Here is a 20,919-nt window from a genome sequence, read left to right as displayed (position 1 = left end):
TAGCCGCCACCGACCCCGGGAGTGAAGGTGTCCGTCCACAGCGATGACTACGCGATCGATCCGGCCGCGGGCAGTCCCGGGGCCCTGGGCGGGCACACCCTGCCCGGGGTGTTCGCCGCGGCCGTCCGGCGCGCGCCCGACGCGGTCGCGCTGGTGGACGGCGGACGCGAACTGACCTGGCGGCAGTGGCAGGCCGAGGTGGCCGCGCTGGCCCGGGTGTTCCAGGAGCTGGGCACCGGCCCGGGCGACGTGGTCGCGGTCCAGCTGCCCAACTGCTGGGAGTACCCGACCGCGCACGTGGCCATCGCCACCATCGGCGCGGTCATGCTGCCGGTGCACGCCGGCTACGGGCCCGCCGACGTCCGGGCGCTGCTGGGCCGGGTGGACCCGACCGCCGTCCTGCTCGCGCCGGAGGCGGCGGACACCGCCGCGGCGCTGGCGGCCGCCGTGCCCTCGCTGCGGGCGGTCCTGATCGCCGGGGACGACGGGCGTGCCCCGGAGGAACTTCCCTCCGGGGCAAGCTCGTTGGCCCGGGCGATGGCCGAGCGGGCGGGGCGGGAGCCGCACCCGGTGGAGGTCCGGCCGGACCAGCCGCTGGTCCTGATCCCCTCCTCCGGCACCACCTCGGCCCGGCCCAAGATCTGCCTGCACAGCCACGACGGGCTGCTCTCCAACACCGCCCCCGTCGCCGCGGAGGGCGGCGCCGCCTTCGCCGGGGCGATCCTGGCGGCCTGCCCGCTCACCCACCTGTTCGGCCTCCAGTCGCTGCACACCGCGCTGTTCCGGGCCTGCCCGCAGGTGCTGCTGCGCGGCTGGGACCCCGAGCGCTTCCTCGCCCTGGCCCGACGCACCGCGCCGAGCGCGGTCTTCGCCGTCCCGGCGCAGCTGCACGACATCGTCGCCGCGCTGGCCCGCGGCGGGGAGCCGGCCGGCTTCCGGCCGCACCAGGTGCGCACCGCCGGGGCGGCGATCCCGTCCGCGCTGGCCGCCGACGTCCGGTCGGTGCTCGGGAGCGAGCTGGTGGTGGTCTGGGGCATGTCCGAACTGGGCACCGGCACCCGGACCCTGCCGAACGAGCCCGCCGTCGCGCGCGGCGTCGGACGGCCGACCCCCGGCGCCCGGGTCCGGATCGTCGACCGGGACGGCGCGGAACTGCCCACGGGCGAGACCGGTGAACTCCAGTACCGCAGCCCGAGCATGTTCCGCGGCTACCACCGGGAGCCCGAACTGACCGACGCCGTGATCACGGCGGACGGCTGGCTGCGCACCGGCGACCGGGCCAGCCTCGGCCCGGACGGGCAGCTCTCCTTCCACGGCCGGTCGGCGGAACTGATCAACGTGGGCGGGCGCAAGTTCGACGCCACCGAGGTCCAGGAGCTGCTGGCCGCGCTGCCGGGCATCGGGCCACTGGCCGTCGTCGCGCGGCCGGACGCCCGGCTCGGCGAGATCCCCTGCCTGGTGCTCACCCGCGGCGCCGACCCGGGCATCGGGCTGCGGGCCGTGACCGCCTACCTCCAGGGGCGCGGGACCGCCGACTACAAGATCCCGCTGGAGCTGGTCACCGTCGACGAGCTGCCGCGCACCCCGGCCGGGAAGCTGCACCGGCTGGCGCTGGAGCAGTTGGTGGCGCGGGAGTCGGTCGGGGGTTCGGCGGCGGGTCCGGCGGGTTCGGCGGGTTCGGCGGGTTCGGCGGCGGGTCCATCGGTCGGGACGCCGGAGGGTGCGGCCGGGCCGGCCCCGCTCGGGTACGGCGAGGCGCTCGACCTGGTGCGCGGGTGCGCGGCCGAGGTGGCGGGCCGCGGCCCGGCCGAGGAGCCGATCGGCCCGGACACCGCGTTCCGCGCGTACGGGCTCGACTCGGTGCGCACCATCCGGCTGCGCAACCTGCTGGTGGAGGCCACCGGCCGGCCGCTGCCGGTCAGCCTGGGCTTCGACCACCCCACCCCGGCCGCCGTCGCCCTGCTGCTCTCCGGCGCGGCCCCCGAGCGGGCGGCGGAGGACCCGGGCACGGCCTCCGACGAGCCGGTGGCCATCGTCGGCATGGCCTGCCGGCTCCCCGGCGGCATCGCCTCCCCCGACGACCTGTGGACGCTCCTCGCCGACGGCACCCACACCGACTCGGACTTCCCCGCCGACCGTGGTTGGGACCTCGACGGCCTGTTCCACGACGACCCGGAACACCCCGGCACGTCCTACGTCCGCCGGGGCGGATTCCTGGACGGCGCCGGACGGTTCGACGCCGGCTTCTTCGGGTTCTCGCCGCGCGAGGCGCTGGCCGCCGACCCGCAGCAGCGGCTGCTGCTGGAGACGGCGTGGGAGGCGCTGGAGCAGGCCGGCATCGACCCGACCGGGCTGCGCGGCAGCCGGACCGGGGTGTTCACCGGCGCGATGTACCACGACTACGGCGCGGGCGCCCCGGCCGAGTTGGAGGGACTGCTCGGGATCGGCACCGCCGGCAGCGCGCTGGCCGGGCGGATCTCGTACTCCTTCGGCCTGGAGGGCCCGGCGCTCACCGTCGACACCGCGTGCTCCTCCTCGCTCGTCGCGCTGCACCTCGCCTGCCGCTCGCTGCGCTCCGGCGAGTCCTCGCTCGCGCTGGCCGGCGGCGTCGCGGTGATGGCCACCCCGACCTCGTTCGTCGAGTTCTCCCGGCTGCGCGGGCTCTCCCCCGACGGCCGCTGCAAGTCCTTCTCGGACGACGCCGACGGCGCCGCCTGGTCGGAGGGCGTCGGCCTGCTCGTCCTGGAACGGCTGAGCGACGCCCGGCGCAACGGGCACCCGGTGCTCGCCCTGGTGCGCGGCTCGGCGGTGAACCAGGACGGCGCCTCGAACGGCATCACCGCGCCCAACGGCCCCGCGCAGCAGCGGGTGCTCCGGCGCGCGCTCGCCGACGCGGGCCTCGGCCCCGGCGACCTGGACGCCGTCGAGGCGCACGGCACCGGGACGGCGCTGGGCGACCCGATCGAGGCCCAGGCGCTGCTCGCCGTCCACGGCGGTGCCCGCCCCGCGGACCGGCCGCTGTGGCTGGGGTCGGTCAAGTCCAACCTCGGGCACGCCCAGGCGGCGGCCGGGGTGGCCGGAGTGATCAAGACGGTGCAGGCGCTACGGCACGGCCTGCTGCCGAGGACGCTGCACGTCACCGAGCCGACCACCCGGGTGGACTGGTCCTCGGGCGCGGTCCGGCTGCTGACCGAGGACCGGCCGTGGCCCCGGGACGCCGACCGGGTGCGGCGGGCGGGGGTGTCCTCGTTCGGGATCAGCGGGACCAATGCGCACGTGGTGCTGGAGGAGGCGCCGGGCGAGCCGGTCGCGGAGGGGCCGGGGCCGAGCGAGCCGGCCGCGTCGCGACCCGGGGCCGACGGCCCGGTGCCGCTGGTGTTCTCGGCCCGGGACGAGCGGGCCCTGCGGGAGCAGGCCGGACGGCTGGCCGCACACGTCGCCGCCCACCCCGGGCACCCGCTCCCGGACCTCGCCCACGCGCTGGCCACCACCCGCGCCGTGCACCGGGACCGGGCCCTGCTGGTCGGCGCCGACCGGTCCGAACTCGTCGACGCGCTACGGCAGTTCGCCGCCGGGGAACCCGGACCGGTGCTCCCGGCCACCGGCCGCCGGGACAGCGGCGGGCGACTCGCCTTCGTGTTCGCCGGGCAGGGCAGCCAGCGGCCCGGCATGGGGCGCGAACTCGCCACCGCCTTCCCGAAGTTCGGCGCCGCACTGGACGAGGTGTGCGCCGCACTCGACCCCCTGCTCACCCGGCCGCTGCGCGCCGCGCTCGGCGACGAGCCGGAACTGCTGGACCGCACCGAGTTCACCCAGCCCGCACTGTTCGCCCACGAGGTCGCGCTGTACCGGCTGTTGGAGTCCTGGGGCGTCCGCCCCGACCTGCTGGCCGGGCACTCGGTCGGCGAGCTCGCCGCCGCCCAGGTGGCCGGGGTGCTGTCGCTGGCGGACGCCTGCGCCCTGGTCGCCGCCCGGGGACGGCTCATGCAGGCCCTCCCGGCCGGAGGCGCGATGCTCGCCGTCCGGGCCACCGAGGACGAAGTCCGGCCGCTGCTCGGAGAGTTCGTCTCGCTCGCGGCGGTGAACGGGCCGTCGTCGGTGGTCGTCTCGGGCACCGAGGCCGCGGTCGCGGCGATCGAGGCGCAGTTCGCGGACCGCCGGAGCACCCGGCTGCGGGTCTCGCACGCCTTCCACTCCCCGCTGCTGGAACCGGTGTTGGACGAGTTCCGGGGCGTGGTCGAGGGCCTGGCCTTCGCCGCCCCCGCCATACCCCTGGTCTCCGGCGTCACCGGCCTGCCACTGACCGCCGACCAGGCCCGCGACCCCGGCCACTGGGTTCGGCAGGCCCGCGAACCGGTCCGGTTCCGGGACGCCGTCCTACGGCTGCGCGCCGAACGCGTCGACGCCTACCTGGAACTCGGCCCGGCCACCGCGCTCGCGCCGATGGTCGGCGAGTGCCTGGCCGCCGAGGACGCGGGCCTCGCCGCCGCCGTCCTGACGACCGGTACGAGCGGTGCGACCGGTGCAACTGGTGCACCTGGTACGGCTGGTGCGACGGACCGGGCCGACGAGACCCGGGCGCTGCTCGCCGCCGTCGGCCGCCTGCACCTGCACGGCGTGCCGGTGGACTGGGACGCCGTCCTGCCCGGCGCCCGGCCCGCGCCCCTGCCGACGTACCCGTTCCAGCGGCAGACGTACTGGCTCGCGGCCGCCGCACCGCCGCCCGCGGCCATGCCCGTACCGGACGGGCCGTCGACCCGGCTTCCGGCCGGCCCCGAGGAGCGGGACGGCGTGCTGCGCCGGCTCGTCCTCGCCGAGACCGCGAGCGTGCTCGGCCGCTCCGCCGCCGAACTGGACGCCGCGCAGCCCTTCGCCGCCCTCGGCGTCACCTCCGTCAAGGCGATCGAACTGCGCGAACGGATCGCCGCCGCCACCGGCACCGTGCTCCCGGCCACCCTGGTGTTCGACCACCCGTCCCCGGATGCCGTGGTCCGCGCCGTCGGCGCCCACCTCGACCGGGGCACCGGGCAGCCCCGAACCGCGGGCGAACTGGTCGACCTGCTGGCGGAGTTGCTCGCCACCGGCGAGACCCTCGACCCGGCCGACGCCACCCGGCTGCGCGAACTCGCCCGGCGCAGCGGCGCGCTGGGCGGGTCGCTCCGCCGCAACGGCGGTTCCGGGACCGGTTCCGTGGCCGTTCCGGGGGCCGATCCCGGGGCCGGAACCGACGCCGGAACCGACGCCGGAACCGGCCTCGGCTCGGCCACCGACGAGGAGCTGTTCCGGCTGATGGACGCCCTCGACTGACCCGCCGCGCCCCACTCAACCCACCACCGCCCTACGGAGATCCGGCCATGACCCCCACGCCCCCGGGCACCGACGACCGCGTGATCGAGGCGGTCGACGTCGGCATGACCTTCGGCGACGTGCGCGCCCTCGACTCGGTCAGCCTCGCCGTCCCCCGGGGCAGCGTGCTGGCCCTGCTCGGCCACAACGGCGCCGGCAAGACCACCCTGGTCAACGTCCTCACCACCGCCCTCGCACCCACCACCGGCCGGGCCAGCGTCGCCGGGTACGACGTCCGCGAGCGACCGACCGAGGTCCGCCGGCGGATCGGCCTCACCGGCCAGTACGCCACCGTCGACGGACGGCTCAGCGGCCGGGACAACCTGCTCCTGCTCGCCGGACTGCTCGGGGCCGGCCGCCGCGCCGCCCGGGCCAGGGCCGACGAACTGCTCGGCCTGTTCGACCTCGGGCACGTCGCCGACCGGCCCGCCCGCGGCTACTCGGGCGGGCTGCGCCGCCGCCTCGACCTGGCCGCGAGCCTGGTCGGCCGGCCCGAGGTGGTGTTCCTCGACGAGCCGACCACCGGTCTGGACCCGGTCAGCCGGCTCGGCCTGTGGGAGATCGTCGAAGGGCTGGTCGCCGAGGGCACCACCGTCCTGCTCACCACCCAGTACCTCGACGAGGCCGACCGGCTCGCCGACTCCATCACCGTGCTCTCCGGCGGCACCGTCGTCGCCGACGGCACCCCCGCCGAACTCAAGGCCCGGGTCGGCCGGCGCACCGTCACCCTCGTCCTGGAACCCTCCGACGACCCGGACCGCGCCGCCCGCGCCCTGCGCGAGGCCGGCTTCGCACCGGTCACCGGCCGGGAGGGCACCGCGCTGGTCGTCCCGATCGAGGCCACCCGCGAGGTCGCGGCGGTCGTCCGGGCCCTCGACGGGGTGGGGATCGAGGCCGCCGAGCTGACCTTCGGCGAGCCCGGCCTCGAAGACGTCTACCTCGCCCTGGCCCACCGCCCCGACCGTCTCGACCGTTCGGACCGCTCGGAAGGATCCACCCGGTGACCACCCCGACCACCGCGACCGCACCGCCCCCAGAGGCGACGCCCGTCCTGCCCAACCCGCCCGCCTGGCAGGGCAGTTCGCGGCTCACCCAGATCCGCATCCTCACCGGCCGCTCGCTGCGCGCACTCGTGACGGACCCCGCCGTACTGCTGTTCGGGCTGCTGCAGCCCGTCATCACCCTGGTGGTGCTCTCCCAGGTGTTCAGCCGGATGGGCCTGCCCCCGCACTTCCCGCCGGACGTCACGTACCTGGACTTCGTGCTGCCCGCCGTCCTGGTGGACAACGCGGTGCAGTCTGCGGTGCAGTCCGGGGTCGGGCTGGTCGAGGACCTCCAGAACGGCATCGTCGCCCGGCTGCGCTGCCTGCCCGTCGCCCCGGGCTCGCTGCTGGTCGCGCGCAGCCTCACCACCCTGGTGCGCGCCGCCGTGCAGGCCGTGATCATCCTGCTGCTGGGCACCCTCGTGCTCGGCTACCACCCGCGCGGCGGGGTGGTCGCGGTCACCGCCTCGATCGGGCTGACCCTGTTCATGAGCTGGGCCCTCGGCTGGCTCTTCATCGCCGCCGCGGCCTGGCTGCGCCGGGCCGAACCCATCCAGAACCTGGCCATCATCGCCGTGCTGCCGCTGATGTTCGCCTCCAGCGCCTACGTCCCCACCGCCGACCTCCCCGACTGGCTCGCCGCGATCGCCGACGTCAACCCGCTCACGTACGCGATCGACACCACCCGCGCCCTGGCCCTCGGCCTCCCCGGCACCAGCTCCGCCATCCCGGCCCTCCTCCTCGGCACCGCCGTCGCCGCCACCGGCGCCTGGCTCGCCACCCGAGGCTTCCGCCGCCCCCTCACCCCCCGCTGACAGGGCACCGGCCCGCGCCGCGCAGGAAGTCGGCCCATCCGACTTCCTGCGCGCCACCCCACCCACCCCGCGGCCCGGGGACGGCGCTCACTTCGCGCGGTGCAGCAGGTGCTGCACGCCGGCCGGGGGCGCGTGGCAGGGTTCCCTGCATGGTGAGCAGTGGTGATGTGGCGTTGACGGTGTGTCCTGAGCTGGCGGATGACGAGCTCGACGAGTTGTTCGGGGCGTCGTGGCCGGGGCACCGGCCGAGGTCGTTCGGGCCGGTGTTGGCCCGGAGTCTGGCCTGGGTCGCGGCGCGTCGGGGTGGGCGGCTGGTCGGGTTCGTCAACGTCGCGGGCGACGGCGGGGTGCACGCCTTCATCCTGGACACGACCGTGCATCCCGATGAGCGTCGGCGGGGGCTCGGGGTGCGGCTGGTGCGGGCGGCAGCCGAGGAGGCGCGGGCGCGCGGTGCCGAGTGGCTGCACGTGGACTACGAGCCGCAGTTGGAGTCCTTCTACGCCCGGTGCGGGTTCCGGCCGACCGCCGCCGGACTCATGCGGCTGTGAGCGGGGCCGGCGCCGGCCCGGCGGGCGTCACGTTCTGCGGGCCAAGCCGAAGCGTGCTGCCAGCTGATCGGCGAGATCGGTGGCGGGGGTGCTGCCGTCGACCGTGATGGTGTCGAGGCGGTGGTCGTCGGCCTGTCTGCGGACTTCCTCGTCCCAGAGGGCATCGCGGGTGAGGCGCTTGACCAGCATGGTCGCGGTGTCGTTCCTGCCCCAGGTGGCTCTCGCGCGGGCCGGGTCCGCGTAGCGCGCGCCGAGTGCGGCCTGCCGGAACGGGGGTGCGGGCAGGAGGAAGACCGCCTGGTCGGGTCGGCACAGCAGCGGTGCGAGGTGGTTGGGCAGGATCCCGAAGTAGTCCACCAGGACGATGTGATCGGCGGGCATGGCGAGGAGGTCTTCGACGAGGAAGCCGGTCGTCTCTCCGTGCAGGCTCGCCATCGCCCGGAACACCTCCTGTGCGGTGCGGCCCGCCCACATCCCGCCCGGTGGCACGCCACGCATCGCGGCCAGGCGCGGGTGGCGCTGCGGCGTGCACCGCGTCAGCCAGCTGTGCTCCGCGCGGTCGCCGTTGTAGACCTCGACGTCGTACCGGTCGGCCAGTAGGTGGGCGAGCGTGCTCTTGCCGGAGCCCGTACCGCCGGCGAGCCAGCGGACGTGGGCGAGTCGATCGGACAGTTCTCTGCTGGTCTCGGAGTCCGAGGAAGGAGAGGTCACGCGTGCCATGGTCCCGGTCTCCGCCTGAAAATTGCAGTCTTGTTCTTGGGTGGCAGATGACCGACGCTGGAAGAGAGAGAAGACGATCGACGACGGGGAAGACCCATGCAGCTGCCGGACGAGGTCCATGCCGAGATCACGGACCTGTGCCGGGAGGGCGACACCCTCGCCGGGATGGGCGAGTTCGTCGAGGCCAAGCAGCGCTACGTCGAGGCGCTGCGGTTGCTGCCGGGCGACCCCCGTGACTGGGCGGCCTCGACCTGGATCTACGTCGCGCTCGGGGACGTGCACTTCCGGCTCGGCGTGCACGACCGGGCGTACCGGTGCTTCCACAACGCCGTCCAGTGCCCGGAGGGGCTCGGCAACCCGTACATCCACCTTCGGCTGGGCCAGACCACCTTCGAGCTGGGCGACCACGACCGGGCTGCGGACGAGCTGATCAGGGCCTACATGGGCGGCGGAGCCGGGATCTTCGACGAGGACGACCCCAAGTACCTCGGGTTCCTGCGGACCCACGCGGACCTTGAGCGCACGGGTGGGACGAACTGACGGGTCGGCAGCCCCCCGACTGCCGCCGCGGGTGCGTCAGGAGGCGGTCCGGACGGCGGACGAGTACAGCGGCCAGCCGTCGTGGTCCGGGCGGCAGCTCACGTCGGTGAACCCGGACTCCCGGAGCAGGGCCGGGACCGTCGCGCCGTGCAGGTGGCCGTGCTCGACCACCAGGACGCCGCCCGGCCGCAGCAGGCCCTCCGCCGCCTCCACCACCTGGCGGACCACCCGCAGGCCGTCGGCGCCACCGAACACCGCCTGCCGGGGCTGGTAGCGGCCGAACTCGTCCGGCACCTCGGCCGCGTCCGGCATGAACGGCGGGTTGGCGAGCACCAGGTCGGCCGCGGCGTCCAGTCCGGTCAGTGCGCCCGCCCGGGCCGCCTCGCCCTCGTGGACGGTGACCTCGGTGTCGCCGAGCGCGGCGCGCCGGGCCGCGTTGCGGCGGGTGAAGTCCACGGCGACCGGGTCGAATTCGACCGCGTGCACCCGGGCGTCCGGCCGCGCGTGGGCGAGGGCCAGCCCGAGCGCCCCGGAGCCCGCGCACAGGTCCACCACCGTCGGCCCGGGGATGCCCTCGACGGCCTTCCGGCCGGCCGCCAGCACCAGCTCGCTGTGCACCCGGGGCACGAACACCCCTGGCCCGACGGCGAGTTCGAGTCCGGCGAACACCGCCCGCCCGGTCAGCTGGCCGAGCGGCACGCCCTCGGCCCTGCGGCGCACCAGCTCCCGCAGTCGCCGCACCGCCCGGCCGTCCAGCGGCAGTGCCGGGTCCAGCCCCTCCGGCTCCACCCCGAGCACCCGCCCGGCCAACTCCGCTGCCTCCCGCCGCGCCTCCGCCCGGGCCACGCCCCGCAGGGCCGGCACCGCCTCGTCGAGCACGTCCCCGAGCACTGTCGGTCTCATCCTTGCCTCCCGGCCGTGTCGAACGGCGCCCTCCGCCGCACGATGCCGCCCACTGTGGGGCCGGGGAGGCTAGGTGAGCTGCCAGAACTGGCGTCCGGGAGGGTGGGGGGACTTGACGACCGCCGCCTGCTAGTGCCGCATCAGGCAACGTTCGGCTCGTCGATGTGCCATCCGGCTGCTGGGCGGGCCGTGGTTACGATGCTGTCATGCGTCGCCGGGCTCGCCGGCTCGTAATGTCGCGGTAGCAGTACGCCGCAATGGTCAGGACGGCCAACGCGATCACAGCCCACCCGCTTCCATCGTCCCCATAAGCAGGATCCAAGATGAGGACCGCAGACTTTGCGGTCTGAAGAACAAGGATGGTCACCGCAACGTACCCAGTTCCGCGCGTCAGCCGCGGGGAGTGCGGCCTGAGTACTGCCGTCCACACCCACAGGACCATCATGGCTGCCAGCAGCCCGATCGCCCCCCAGGGGACCAGCGAGAGAAGCAGGAGCAGCCAGAGGAAACCCTGGAGGACGAACTGTGTCGCACGCCTGAGACGTGTCGGGCTGTGCGCCGATGCGTCCGACCGTGCAGAGGGATTACCTGCTCTGTCGGAGGGAGCCGTAAGCCCCAGGGGGTCCGTCGCTGTCACGGAGGGGGCTTGGGTGGTCACTCCTGCTGGTGGCGCAGGGCCCCCGGCGGGCTCTGGTATGTGGTTGAGGTGTTGTAGCGCCTTGGAGAGGTCGGTGGCGTTCGGGTATCGCTGCTCGGGTTTCTTTGCCAGCAGCCTCAGTACGAGGTCATCCCACGCGGAGGGGATGCCGATGGATAGCGAGCTGGGCACGGGCGGTTCTTGGGTGAGGTGTGCCGAGAGGTAGCCGAGGGTGTCGGGAGCCTGGAAGGGGAGCCGGCCTGTGATCAGCTCGAAGAGGATGCAACCGAGGGCGTAGAGGTCGCTGCGCGGTTCTGGGAAGCCTCGTGCCTGCTCCGGGGCCATGTAGGGCGGTGTACCGACGATGAAGCCGCTCTCTGTGAGACGGGTATCGGTCGGATCGACGGCGCGTGCGATGCCGAAGTCGAGGACTTTGGCGGTGCCCGCCGGGGTGATCAGGATGTTGGACGGCTTGATGTCGCGGTGCATGATTCCGGCGTCGTGCGCGCCGGCCAGGGCATGGGCGATCTGTTCGCCCCATCGAGCGGCATCGGTCAGAGTGGCGGCGCCCCGACGCATCAGTGTGTCGAGACCCTCGCCCCTGACCAGTTCCATGACGAGGAAGGGGACGCGGTCCTCTCCCGCACCATATTCGCCGAGGTCGTGGATGGTCACGATGTTGGGGTGCTGGAGGCGGGCGGTGAGCCGGGCTTCGCGCAGGAACCGGGCCCGTGCCTCGTCGCCGCGGCTCCCGCCACCGGTGAGCAGGGAGATGACCTTGACGGCTACGGGCCGGTCCAAGGTCTCATCCTGGGCCTGCCACACCTGCCCCATGCCACCTTGGCCGAGCTGACGCACTAATCGGTACCGCCCGACGAGAAGCTGTGCATCCACTGCCATTACCCCCCATTGTTCGTCAACTCGCTTACCTTACTGGGGTTCTACGGCCGCAGGAACGATGCGCGAGGGCGGATCCGGATCACCTCCCGGCCTGGAAACCGGGTGACACCGGACCGTCAGAATGATCACGTGGCTGAACGCGTGCAGGTCCGTGAGATCGATGACGACGAGAGCAGACGGCTGCTACGGATCGTCCGCCGGGGCACCGTGTCGGTGGTGACCTGGCAGCGGGCCCAGATGGTGCTGCTGCCACCCCGACCAACAGCTCCTGGCTCAACCGGATCGAGGCCCAGTTCACCGCCCTGCGCTACTGCACACTCGACGGCACCGACCACGCCAGCCACAAGGAGCAGGGCAGCATGATCCGCCGCTACATCATCTGGCGGGCGGAACAAGCACACCGCCGACGAGCGCCTTCGCGCAGTCGTCGCCAGGGCGAACGTTGCCTGATGCGGCACTAGGCCACCGTGGCGCCCTCCGGGAGGGCGGCCACCACGAGGGCGACGGCTTCCTCCGCAGTCTCCGTGCGTGCGATCAGCTCCTGGCCACCCCACACCCCGTAGAGCCCCTCGTCGTAGGGGCAGACGATGTACCCGACCCGGTTCTTCCAGTACTCCTCGACACCGGTGGAGAACCACAGGTTGAAGTGGCTGTTGACCGGCATCAGCTGGCGCAGCTCCGGGCGGGCGTACGCCGCCGCCAGCAGCGCGTGGACGCGCGGGTGCCGGTCGTACGGCGGCATGTGGACGCGGTCGAGCTTGAGCTGCCACATCAACTCGACCTTCCCGAACGGCTCCCGCTCGTGGGCGAGCGCCCAGGGCCGGAAGCGGACGAAGGGTGCGAGTGCCCGGGTCTCCGCCAGCCCCGCGCCGTCGGTCCAGGCCGCCGTCGCCCTGGCCACCTCGGTCAGGTCCTCGGTCTCGCCAAAGGCCAGGCGCGGGCCGTGCTGCTGGAAGCTCACCTCGAAGGTCCGCCGCTCGTCGGGCGGATACACCACTACGCGCCGACCATTCCCCGGAGCGACGTACTCCGCGAGGCGCCCCCACTCCCGGTCCGACTCGGGAAGCACGAGCCCGAGCTCCTCCGCCGTGCGCCCCAACGCGGCGCGCAGCGCCCCGTCCTCGTCCCAGTCGACCTCGCCGTGACCCACCCCGGTGTTCATCGTCCCAGTCTGCCCGAACCGCTCCCGCCGCACGGCCGCGGCCGGTCCAGAAGTCTTACGGAGGCGATGGCTCGTTCGACCGGTGGCCTCCGGCGCTGGATGCGCCTCGCGTCAGCTCGCCGGCCCGAGCCCCTCCGGGAGGGCGGCCACCACGAGGGCGACGGCCTCCTCCGCCGTCTCGGTGCGCGCGATCGGCTCTCCGCGGTTCCACACCCCGTAGCACCCCTCGTCGTAGGGGAGGAGGACGTGCCCGACCCGGGCCTTCCCGGGCTCCTCGACACTGGTCGAGAACCACAGGTTGTAGTGGCTGTTGACCGGCATCAGCCCGCGCAGCACCGGCTGGGCGTACGCCGCCGCCAGCACGGCGTGGGCGCGAGGGTGCCGGTCGAACGGCGGCATGTGGATGCGGTCGAGCTTGAGGCTCCAGGTCAACTCGACCTTTCCGAGGGGCTCCTGCTCGTGGGCCAGGGCCCAGGGCCGGAACCGGACGAACGGGGCGCGCGCCCGGGTCTCCTCCAGTCTCACGCCGTCCGTCCAGGCCGCCGTCGCCCTGACCACCTCGGCCAGGTCCCCGGTCCGGCCGAAGGCCAGGCGCGGGCCCTTCAGCTGAAAGCCCACCTCGAAGACCTGTCGCCGCCCGCCCCACGGGTACACCGTCACGCGCCGACCGCTCCCCGCGTCGACGTACACCGCGAGGCTGCCCGACGTCCCGTCCGGCTCGGGCAGCGCGAGCCCGACTTCCTCCGCCGTACGCCCCAACGCGGCCCGCAGCGCCCCGTCCTCGTTCCAGTCGACCTCGTCGTGACCCACCCCGGTGTTCATCGTCCCAGTCTGCCCGAGCCGCTCCCGCCGCACGGCCGCCTCCGCCGCGTGCTCGACATGACCGGGGTACGGGCCCGGCCCCGGTCCCGCGCGGGCGGGACCGGGGCCGGGACCAGGGCCGGGGGAACGGGGCGGGCCGGTCAGTCGGACAGGCCCAGTTCGTTGTCCAGGAGGGCGAACATCTCGTCGTCCGAGGCCGAGTCGAAGTCGAAGCCCCCCTCGGCCGCGCCGACCCGGCCGGCGAGCCACTTGGCGCGCAGCACCTCCAGCCGGGCGGCCACCTGGTCGAACAGTTCCTCGTCCGAGCCGTCGACCCCGTCCGCGCCGAACGCCTGCTCCAGGCGGTCGAGTTCGGCCAGTAGTGCGGCCGGTCCGGCGGTCGGTTCGGGGGCCAGGCCGAGTCGGTCGAAGAGGTGGTCGGCCAGGTCCGCGACCGTCGGGTGGTCGAAGACCAGGGTCGCGGGCAGTCGCAGGTCCACCAATGCGCCGAGGCGGTTGCGGAGTTCGACCGCCGTCAGCGAGTCCAGACCGAGGTCCTGGAAGGCCCGCTGCGGATCGACCGCGGACGGCTCGGTGTGCCCGAGGACGGCGGCCACCTGGCGGCGGACCGCCTCCAGCAGGGCCTCGCCCCGTTCGGCGCCCGGCAGTTCGGACAGCTGCCGGACGAATGCGGCGCCGCCGCCCGGCACCCCGTCCGCCCCTGCGGCCGTACCGCGCCGCACCGGCATCCGGACCAGTCCGCGCAGCAGCGGCGGCAGTTCGCCGCGCTGCCGCAGGGCTGCCGGGTCCAGGCGCAGGGGCAGCACGGCGGGCTCGGGGCTCGCCGTGGTGGCGTCGAACAGCGCCAGCCCCAGGTCCGGGGTGAGTGGCGGCAGGCCGGCCCGGGCCAGTCGTTCGGCCTCAGCAGCGGTTAGGGCGCCGGTCATGCCGTCGGTGCCGGTCCACGGGCCCCAGGCCAGCGAGACGGCGGGCAGGCCGAGCGACCGGCGGTGCCGGGCGAGCGCGTCCAGGAACGCGTTGGCGGCGGCGTAGTTGGCCTGGCCCGGGTTGCCGAGTGTGCCGGCCGCCGAGGAGAACAGCACGAAGGCGGTGAGGTCCAGACCCTCGGTGGCGCGGTGCAGGTGCCATGCGGCGTCCGCCTTGGGCCGAAGGACCCCGGAGATCCGCTCGGGCGTGAGGGAGCCGACCGTCGCGTCGTCCAGGACGCCCGCGGTGTGCACCACCGCGCGGATGTCGTGGCGGGCGAACAGGCCGCCGACGGCGGCCCCGTCGGCCACGTCGCAGGCCTCGACCACGGCCTCGGCGCCCAGCCCCGCCAGTTCGGCGACCAGCTCGGCCACGCCCTCGGCGGCGGCGCCGCTGCGACTGACCAGCAGCAGGCTGCGCACGCCGTGCTCTGCGGCGAGGTGTCGGGCCACCAGGCGGCCGAGACCGCCGGTGCCGCCGGTGACCAGCACCGCGCCGCCGGTCGGCCAGCTCGGGGAGGTGCCCGGGAGCTCCTCCCGAGCCAGCCGGGCGGCGAACAACTCTCCGTCGCGGAGCAGGAGTTGCGGTTCGTCGACACCGAGTACGGCGGGCCGGAACCCGGTCTCGCCGGGGGCGAGGTCGAGCAGGCCGAACCGGCCCGGCTCCTCCGAGGCCGCCGATCGCACCAGGCCCCAGGCGGCGGCCCCGGCGAGGTCGCCGCCGGACACCGCACCCCGGGTGACGAGGACCAGTCGGGCGGCGGCGAACGCTTCGTGCGCGAGCCAGGTCTGCGCCAGGTCGAGGACGGCGGCCGTCCGCTCGTGCACCGACTCGGCGCCGCCGACCGGGAGTTCGGCGACCACGACGGCGGGGAGGTCGGATCCTGCGGCCTGAAGGGCCAGCTCGGTCAAGGCCTGCGCGGTCGGCTCGACGGAGACGAAGGCGAGCTCCGCCTCGTCCGACGGCTGCACCGGCACCCAGTCGACCCGGAACAGCGCGTCGTGGCCGGCCGGTCGGGCGGCGGCGCCCAGCTGCTCGGCGGTGACCGGCCGGACCGCGAGCGAGCCCACCGAGGCCACCGGGCGCCCGTCCGCGTCCACCGCGGCCAGCGCCAGTCCCCCGGACGCGGACGGCGTCAGCCGGACCCGGAGCGCGGACGCGCCGGAGGCGTGCAGTGCGACGTCCTCCCAGGCGAACGGCACCCCGGCGCCACCACCGTCGCCGCTCCCGCCGCCCGCGGCGAGCGTGTGCAGGCAGGCGTCGAACAGGGCCGGGTGCAGGCCGTACGCGCCGCCCTCGACGTCCTCGGGCAGGGCGACCTCGGCGTACAGCTCCTCGCCGTGCCGCCAGGCGGCCCGCAGGCCCTGGAAGGCCGGTCCGTAGCCGAATCCGGCCTCGGCCAGGCCCTCGTACAGGCCGGTCAGGTCCAACGCCTCGGCACCGGCGGGCGGCCAGACGGAGGCGTCGAACGCCGCCGGTGCCGCGCCCGTCCCGAGGACACCGCTCGCGTGCAGGGTCCACGGCTGCAGGCCGCCCGAGCCCGGGCGGGAGTGCACGGTCACGGGCCGCCGGCCCGCCTCGTCCGGTGCCCCGACGGCGAGTTGGAGCTGTACGGCGCCCGTCCCGGGCAGCACCAGCGGCGCGGCGAGGGTCAGTTCCTCGACCCGGTCGCAGCCGACCTCGTCCCCGGCCCGGACGGCCAGCTCGACCAGCGCCGTGCCCGGCACCAGGACGGAACCCAGCACGACGTGGTCCCCGGCCCAGGGGTGGGAGCGGGTCGACAGACGGCCGGTGAACAGCACGCCGTCGCTGTCGGCCAGCTCCAAGGAGCCGGTGAGCAGCGGGTGTTCGGCGTTCTTGAGGCCGGCGGACTCGGCTCCCCGGCCGGCGGGCAGCCCGGTCGGCCAGTAGTCCCGGTGCTCGAAGGCGTAGGTCGGGAGGTCGGGGAGGTGCCGGGCGCCGGCTCCGGCGAGCAGGGCGCGCCAGTCGACCGTCGCGCCGTGCACGTGGAGGTGGGCGAGGGCTTCCACGAGGGTGAGTTCCTCGGGACGGTTCCGGCGGGCCGCCGGGACGGTGACGGTGTCGCCGGCGTCGGGGAGCGCGCTCGCGGTGAGGGCGGTGAGGACGGCGTCGGGGCCGAGTTCGAGGTACCGGCGAACCCCTGCCTCGTGCAGGGTGCGGATGCCGTCGGCGAAGCGGACGGCCTCGCGGACGTGACGCACCCAGTAGTCGGGTGTCCGGAGGTCGTGAGCGACCTCGCCGGTCAGGTTGGAGACGACGGGGATCGACGGGGCTTGGTAGGTCAGGCCGTTGAGGACCGTGCGGAAGTCGTCCAGCATCGGCTCCATCAGCGGGGAGTGGAAGGCGTGGGAGACCCGAAGGCGGGTCGTACGGCGGTCCGAGAAGTGCACCTCGATCGACGCGACGGCCTCCTCCGTGCCGGAGACGACGACGGAGGTCGGGCCGTTGACGGCGGCGATCGAGACGAACTCGCCGACCAGCGGCAGGGTTTCGCCCTCCGTGGCCTGCACCGCGAGCATCGCCCCGCCGGACGGCAGGGCCTGCATCAGCCGGCCACGAGCCGCCACCAGGGCGCAGGCATCGGCCAGCGAGAACACCCCGGCGACGTGCGCGGCCGCGATCTCACCGATCGAGTGACCGGCCACGAACTCCGGCCGCACACCCAGCGATTCGACGAGTCGGAACAGCGCCACCTCGATGGCGAACAGCCCGGCCTGGGCGTAGTCGGTCCGGTTCAGCAGCCCCTCGTCGTCACCCCACATGACCTCCTGCAGCGGCAGTTCGAACTGCTCGCACACCGCGTCGAAGGCCCCGGCGAACACCGGGAACCGGCCGTACAACTCCCGTCCCATCCCGAGCCGCTGCGAGCCCTGGCCGGAGAACAGGAACGCGCTCCTGCCCTCGGCCGCCGTTCCCCGCGCCACCTCGACACCGTCCACCAGCACCGCGCGGTACGGGAAGCCCGAGCGTCCGGCCAACGTGAACGCCACATCGGTGGAGGGGAGTTCGGCCGCCTCGGCGAGCCGGTCCAGCTGGAGGTCGAGCGCCGCCTCCGACTTGGCGGACACTACCCACGGCACCGGGCCGTCGACCGCAGCGGCTTCCGCCGACGCCACCGGCTCCGGCTGTTCCAGGATCACGTGGGCGTTGGTGCCGCTGATCCCGAAGGAGGACACACCCGCCCGACGCGGGTGGTCGGTGGACGGCCACGCGGTGCCCTCGGTCAGCAGCTCCACCGCGCCCGCCGTCCAGTCGACATGCGAGGACGGCGCGTCCACGTGCAGTGTGCGCGGCAGCGTCCCGTGCTGCATCGCCAGCACCATCTTGATCACACCCGCGACACCGGCCGCCGCCTGGGCGTGGCCGATGTTCGACTTGATCGAGCCCAGGAACAGGGGCAGTTCACGGTCCTGGCCGTAGGTGGCGATCAGCGCCTGGGCCTCGATCGGGTCACCCAGCGTCGTCCCGGTCCCGTGCGCCTCGACGGCGTCGACGTCAGCCGTCGACAGCCCGGCACTCGCCAGCGCCTGCCGGATCACCCGCTGCTGCGACGGCCCATTGGGCGCGGTCAGCCCGTTGGAGGCGCCGTCCTGGTTGACGGCCGACCCGCGCAGCACCGCGAGCACCTGGTGCCCGTTGCGGCGAGCATCCGACAGCCGCTCCAGCACGACCATGCCGACACCCTCGCCCCAGCCCACCCCGTCCGCCGCCTCCGCGAAGGCCTTGCTGCGACCGTCGGCGGCCAGGCCGCGCTGGCGGGAGAACTCGACGAAGGTCGCCGGGGTGGACATCACCGTCACACCGCCGGCCAGCGCCAACGAGCACTCGCCGCCGCGCAGGGCCTGGGCGGCCAGGTGCATCGCCACCAGCGAGGAGGAGCACGCGGTGTCGACCGTCACCGCCGGGCCCTCCAGGCCCAGCGTGTACGACACCCGGCCCGAGGCCACACTCCCCGCGCTGCCGCTGCCCTGGTGGCCTTCGAACTCGCCGCCGCCGAGCAGATTGGCGTAGTCGGCGTACATCACGCCCGCGAACACGCCCGTCCGGCTGCCGCGCAGCGACACCGGGTCGATGCCCGCCCGCTCGAAGGCCTCCCAGGACGTCTCCAGCAGCAGCCGCTGCTGGGCGTCCGTGGCCAGCGCCTCCCTCGGGCTCATCCCGAAGAAGCCGGCGTCGAACGCGGCCGCCTCGCGCAGGAACCCGCCGGTCCGGGTGTAGGAGGTGCCGGCGTGGTCGGGGTCCGGGTCGTACAGCGTCTCGACGTCCCAGCCGCGGTCCGCCGGGAAGTCCGACACCGCGTCCACCCCGTCGGCCACCAGGCGCCAGAGGTCCTCGGGCGAGGCGACGCCACCGGGGTAGCGGCAGGCCATGCCGACGATCACGATCGGATCGTCCGACGGCACGGGCAGCACGACCGGCAGGTCCGTCGTCCGCTCGGCGCCGAACAGGCCCTCCAGCAGGAAACCGGCGAGTGCATGGGCGGTCGGGTAGTCGAACACCACCGTGGCCGACAGCTGGAGACCGGTCGCCGACCGCAGCCGGTTGCGCAGTTCCACTGCCGTCAGCGAGTCGAAGCCGAGGTCCTGGAACGCCCGCGACGGGTCGACCGTCGACCGGCTCTCATGGTCCAGCACCAGGGCGATCTGGTCGCGCACCAGGTCGAGGACGGCCGCGTGACGTTCCTCCGCGCCCAGGCCCGAGAGCCGCCGGGTCAGGTCGGCCGCGGCGGGGGCCGCGGCCGCCCGGCGCACTGGGGTCCGGACCAGGCCGCGCAGCAGGGCGGGGACCTCGCCCCGGTCCCGCAGGGTGGGCAGGTCGAGCCGGACCGGCAGGACGACCGGCTCGGCGGTGGCGACCGCCGCGTCGAACAGTGCCAACCCGTGCTCCGGGTCGAACGGCGGCACGCCGGCCCGGGTCATCCGCACCCGCTCGGTGTCGGTGAGGGTGCCGGTCATCCCGGCGACCTCGGACCACGGGCCCCAGGCCAGCGAGACCGCCGGCCGACCCTGCGTACGGCGGTGCGCCGCCAGAGCGTCCAGGTAGGCGTTGCCCGCCGCGTAGGCGGCCTGGCCCGCACTGCCGAAGGTGCCGGCCATCGAGGAGAAGAGGACGAAGACCTCGGCGTTCTCCGCCGCCCGGTGCAGGTTCCACGCCGCGTCCGCCTTCGGACGCAGCACCGCCGACAACCGCTCGGGAGTCAGCGAACCGACCACACCGTCGTCCAGCACCCCGGCCGTGTGAACAACCCCACGGATCTCGTACCGGGCGAACAGCTCGGCGACGGCGGCCTCATCGGCCACGTCGCAGGCCTCGACCACTCCGTCAGCACCCAACTCGCCCAGTTCGGCCAGCAGTTCGTCGACACCCTCGGCGGCCGGGCCGCGCCGGCTCACCAGCAGTAGGCTGCGCACACCGTGCTCGCCCGCCAGATGCCGCGCGACCAGCCGGCCCAGGCCTCCGGTACCGCCGGTGACCAGCACCGTGCCCTCGCTCGGCCACACCGGACGCTCCGAGGCGGGGGCCGTCCGGGCGAGCCTCGGGGCGAGCACCTCACCATCGAGGAACAACAGTTGGGGCTCGTCAACGCCCAGGACGGAGGACAGCTCCCCCTCCCCCGCAAGGTCCACCAGACCGAACCGGCCCGGCTCCTCCGTCTGCGCCGACCGCACCAGCCCCCACACAGCGGCTCCGGCGAGGTCGTCGCCGCCCACGGCCCCGCGTGTCACGAAGACCAGCCGGGAGGCGGCGAACCGCTCCTCCGCCAGCCAGCCCTGCACCAACTCCAGGGCCCACGCCGACCGCTCGTGCACCTCCCCGGCGACGGATCGGACCACCACCACCGGCGGCACCTCCCCCGGCACCTCCGCCAGCGAAGCCACCTCCACGAACGAGGCGGACACCGGCTCCACCGGCACCCAGTCCACCCGGAAGAGCTCGTCCCGACCCACCCGCGGCGCGCCCGCGAGCTGCTCGGCCGCGATCGGCCGCACCGTCAGCGCGCCGACCGAGGCGATCGGCCTGCCCTCGGCGTCGGCCACGGACAGCGCCGACGCGCCGGTGGCCGTACGGCTCAGCCGCACCCGCACCGCCGACGCCCCGGAGGCGTGCAGCGCCACGTTCTCCCAGGCGAACGGCACTCCGGCGCCGTCCCCGTCCGAGTCCGAGTCCGAGTCCGCCAGCGCGAAGCCGTGCAGGCAGGCATCGAACAGCGCCGGGTGCAGGCCGTAACCGCCACCCTCGGTCCCCTCGGGCAGGGCCACCTCGGCGAAGAGTTCCTCGCCGCGCCGCCAGGCCGCCCGCAGGCCCCGGAACGCCGGACCGTACCCGAACCCGGCGTCCGCCAGCCCCTCGTACAGGCCGGACAGGTCCAGCGCCTCGGCACCGACCGGCGGCCACACCGAGGCTTCGAACACCACCGGTACCGCGCCCGTCCCCAGCACACCACTCGCGTGCAGGGTCCAGACCGGGTCCGGGCCGGTGTCCGCCGTGGAATGGA

Annotated in this window: 11 protein-coding genes and 1 pseudogene (1 of these 12 only partly in view); 6 read left to right on the top strand and 6 right to left on the bottom strand. The window is 74.5% G+C overall.

The features are described from left to right. Window positions 1-27 precede the first annotated feature (27 nt). From ACIP4P_RS06065 to ACIP4P_RS06050, 4 genes are all read left to right on the top strand, one after another. The gene (locus ACIP4P_RS06065) at window positions 28-5,307 is read left to right on the top strand and encodes a beta-ketoacyl synthase N-terminal-like domain-containing protein (RefSeq protein WP_400915216.1); all 5,280 of its coding nucleotides are present in this window, start codon (window positions 28-30) and stop codon (window positions 5,305-5,307) included. Between the two features lie 47 nt (window positions 5,308-5,354). Further along, on the top strand, window positions 5,355-6,350 hold the full coding sequence (locus ACIP4P_RS06060; protein ID WP_400915214.1) for an ATP-binding cassette domain-containing protein: 996 nt from the start codon (window positions 5,355-5,357) through the stop codon (window positions 6,348-6,350). Next, window positions 6,347-7,204 carry an ABC transporter permease gene (locus ACIP4P_RS06055; RefSeq protein WP_400915213.1) on the top strand — a complete coding sequence of 286 codons (858 nt, stop codon included), beginning with the start codon at window positions 6,347-6,349 and terminating at the stop codon, window positions 7,202-7,204. Before ACIP4P_RS06060 ends, ACIP4P_RS06055 begins: the two co-directional genes overlap by 4 nt. A 149-nt stretch (window positions 7,205-7,353) precedes the next feature. Continuing rightward, window positions 7,354-7,752, top strand: a complete 399-nt coding sequence (locus ACIP4P_RS06050) for a GNAT family N-acetyltransferase (RefSeq protein WP_400915212.1) — start codon at window positions 7,354-7,356, stop codon at window positions 7,750-7,752. 27 nt (window positions 7,753-7,779) lie between these two features. On the opposite strand, the gene ACIP4P_RS06045 is transcribed toward ACIP4P_RS06050, so the two are convergent. Beyond that, window positions 7,780-8,463, bottom strand: coding sequence for a hypothetical protein (locus ACIP4P_RS06045; RefSeq protein WP_400915211.1), 684 nt, complete (start codon window positions 8,461-8,463; stop codon window positions 7,780-7,782). A 105-nt stretch (window positions 8,464-8,568) separates the two neighbouring features. Between ACIP4P_RS06045 and ACIP4P_RS06040 the strand changes: the two genes are divergently transcribed. Then, window positions 8,569-9,012: a tetratricopeptide repeat protein gene (locus tag ACIP4P_RS06040; RefSeq protein WP_400915209.1), complete on the top strand. Its 444-nt coding sequence runs from the start codon at window positions 8,569-8,571 to the stop codon at window positions 9,010-9,012. Between the two features lie 36 nt (window positions 9,013-9,048). Here ACIP4P_RS06040 and ACIP4P_RS06035 read toward each other — a convergent pair whose 3' ends face one another. Both ACIP4P_RS06035 and ACIP4P_RS06030 read right to left on the bottom strand, forming a co-directional pair. Then, complete coding sequence (locus tag ACIP4P_RS06035; protein WP_400915207.1) at window positions 9,049-9,915, bottom strand: N5-glutamine methyltransferase family protein; 867 nt, start codon at window positions 9,913-9,915, stop codon at window positions 9,049-9,051. A gap of 193 nt (window positions 9,916-10,108) precedes the next feature. Continuing rightward, on the bottom strand, window positions 10,109-11,452 hold the full coding sequence (locus ACIP4P_RS06030; protein ID WP_400915205.1) for a serine/threonine-protein kinase: 1,344 nt from the start codon (window positions 11,450-11,452) through the stop codon (window positions 10,109-10,111). A 245-nt stretch (window positions 11,453-11,697) separates the two neighbouring features. On the opposite strand from ACIP4P_RS06030, the pseudogene ACIP4P_RS06025 reads away from it, so the two are divergent. After that, window positions 11,698-11,902, top strand: a pseudogene (locus ACIP4P_RS06025) (transposase); the annotation flags it as partial. 7 nt (window positions 11,903-11,909) lie between these two features. Here ACIP4P_RS06025 and ACIP4P_RS06020 read toward each other — a convergent pair. From ACIP4P_RS06020 to ACIP4P_RS06010, 3 genes are all read right to left on the bottom strand, one after another. Then, on the bottom strand, window positions 11,910-12,614 hold the full coding sequence (locus ACIP4P_RS06020; RefSeq protein WP_400915204.1) for a DUF6193 family natural product biosynthesis protein: 705 nt from the start codon (window positions 12,612-12,614) through the stop codon (window positions 11,910-11,912). A 111-nt stretch (window positions 12,615-12,725) separates the two neighbouring features. Further along, complete coding sequence (locus ACIP4P_RS06015) at window positions 12,726-13,436, bottom strand: DUF6193 family natural product biosynthesis protein (protein ID WP_400915202.1); 711 nt, start codon at window positions 13,434-13,436, stop codon at window positions 12,726-12,728. 140 nt (window positions 13,437-13,576) lie between these two features. Then, window positions 13,577-20,919: the 3' end of an SDR family NAD(P)-dependent oxidoreductase gene (locus tag ACIP4P_RS06010; protein ID WP_400915200.1), read on the bottom strand. 23,152 nt of this gene lie beyond the right edge of the window; the window shows 7,343 of its 30,495 coding nt (coding positions 23,153-30,495); its start codon lies off the right edge, out of view; it ends in the stop codon at window positions 13,577-13,579.

The sequence above is a fragment of the Kitasatospora sp. NPDC089509 genome (assembly GCF_044749365.1).
In the GTDB taxonomy this organism is placed as follows: Bacteria; Actinomycetota; Actinomycetes; order Streptomycetales; family Streptomycetaceae; genus Kitasatospora.
This window is presented reverse-complemented; position numbering and strand designations above follow the sequence as displayed.

What these genes read in the sequence shown, in the direction of transcription:
- ACIP4P_RS06060 (WP_400915214.1), top strand. Translation starts at nt 5,355, where the DNA reads ATGACCCCCACGCCCCCGGGCACCGACGACCGCGTGATCGAGGCGGTC.
- ACIP4P_RS06050 (WP_400915212.1), top strand. Translation starts at nt 7,354, where the DNA reads ATGGTGAGCAGTGGTGATGTGGCGTTGACGGTGTGTCCTGAGCTGGCG.
- ACIP4P_RS06040 (WP_400915209.1), top strand. Translation starts at nt 8,569, where the DNA reads ATGCAGCTGCCGGACGAGGTCCATGCCGAGATCACGGACCTGTGCCGG.
- ACIP4P_RS06035 (WP_400915207.1), bottom strand. Translation starts at nt 9,915, where the DNA reads ATGAGACCGACAGTGCTCGGGGACGTGCTCGACGAGGCGGTGCCGGCC.
- ACIP4P_RS06030 (WP_400915205.1), bottom strand. Translation starts at nt 11,452, where the DNA reads ATGGCAGTGGATGCACAGCTTCTCGTCGGGCGGTACCGATTAGTGCGT.
- ACIP4P_RS06020 (WP_400915204.1), bottom strand. Translation starts at nt 12,614, where the DNA reads ATGAACACCGGGGTGGGTCACGGCGAGGTCGACTGGGACGAGGACGGG.
- ACIP4P_RS06015 (WP_400915202.1), bottom strand. Translation starts at nt 13,436, where the DNA reads ATGAACACCGGGGTGGGTCACGACGAGGTCGACTGGAACGAGGACGGG.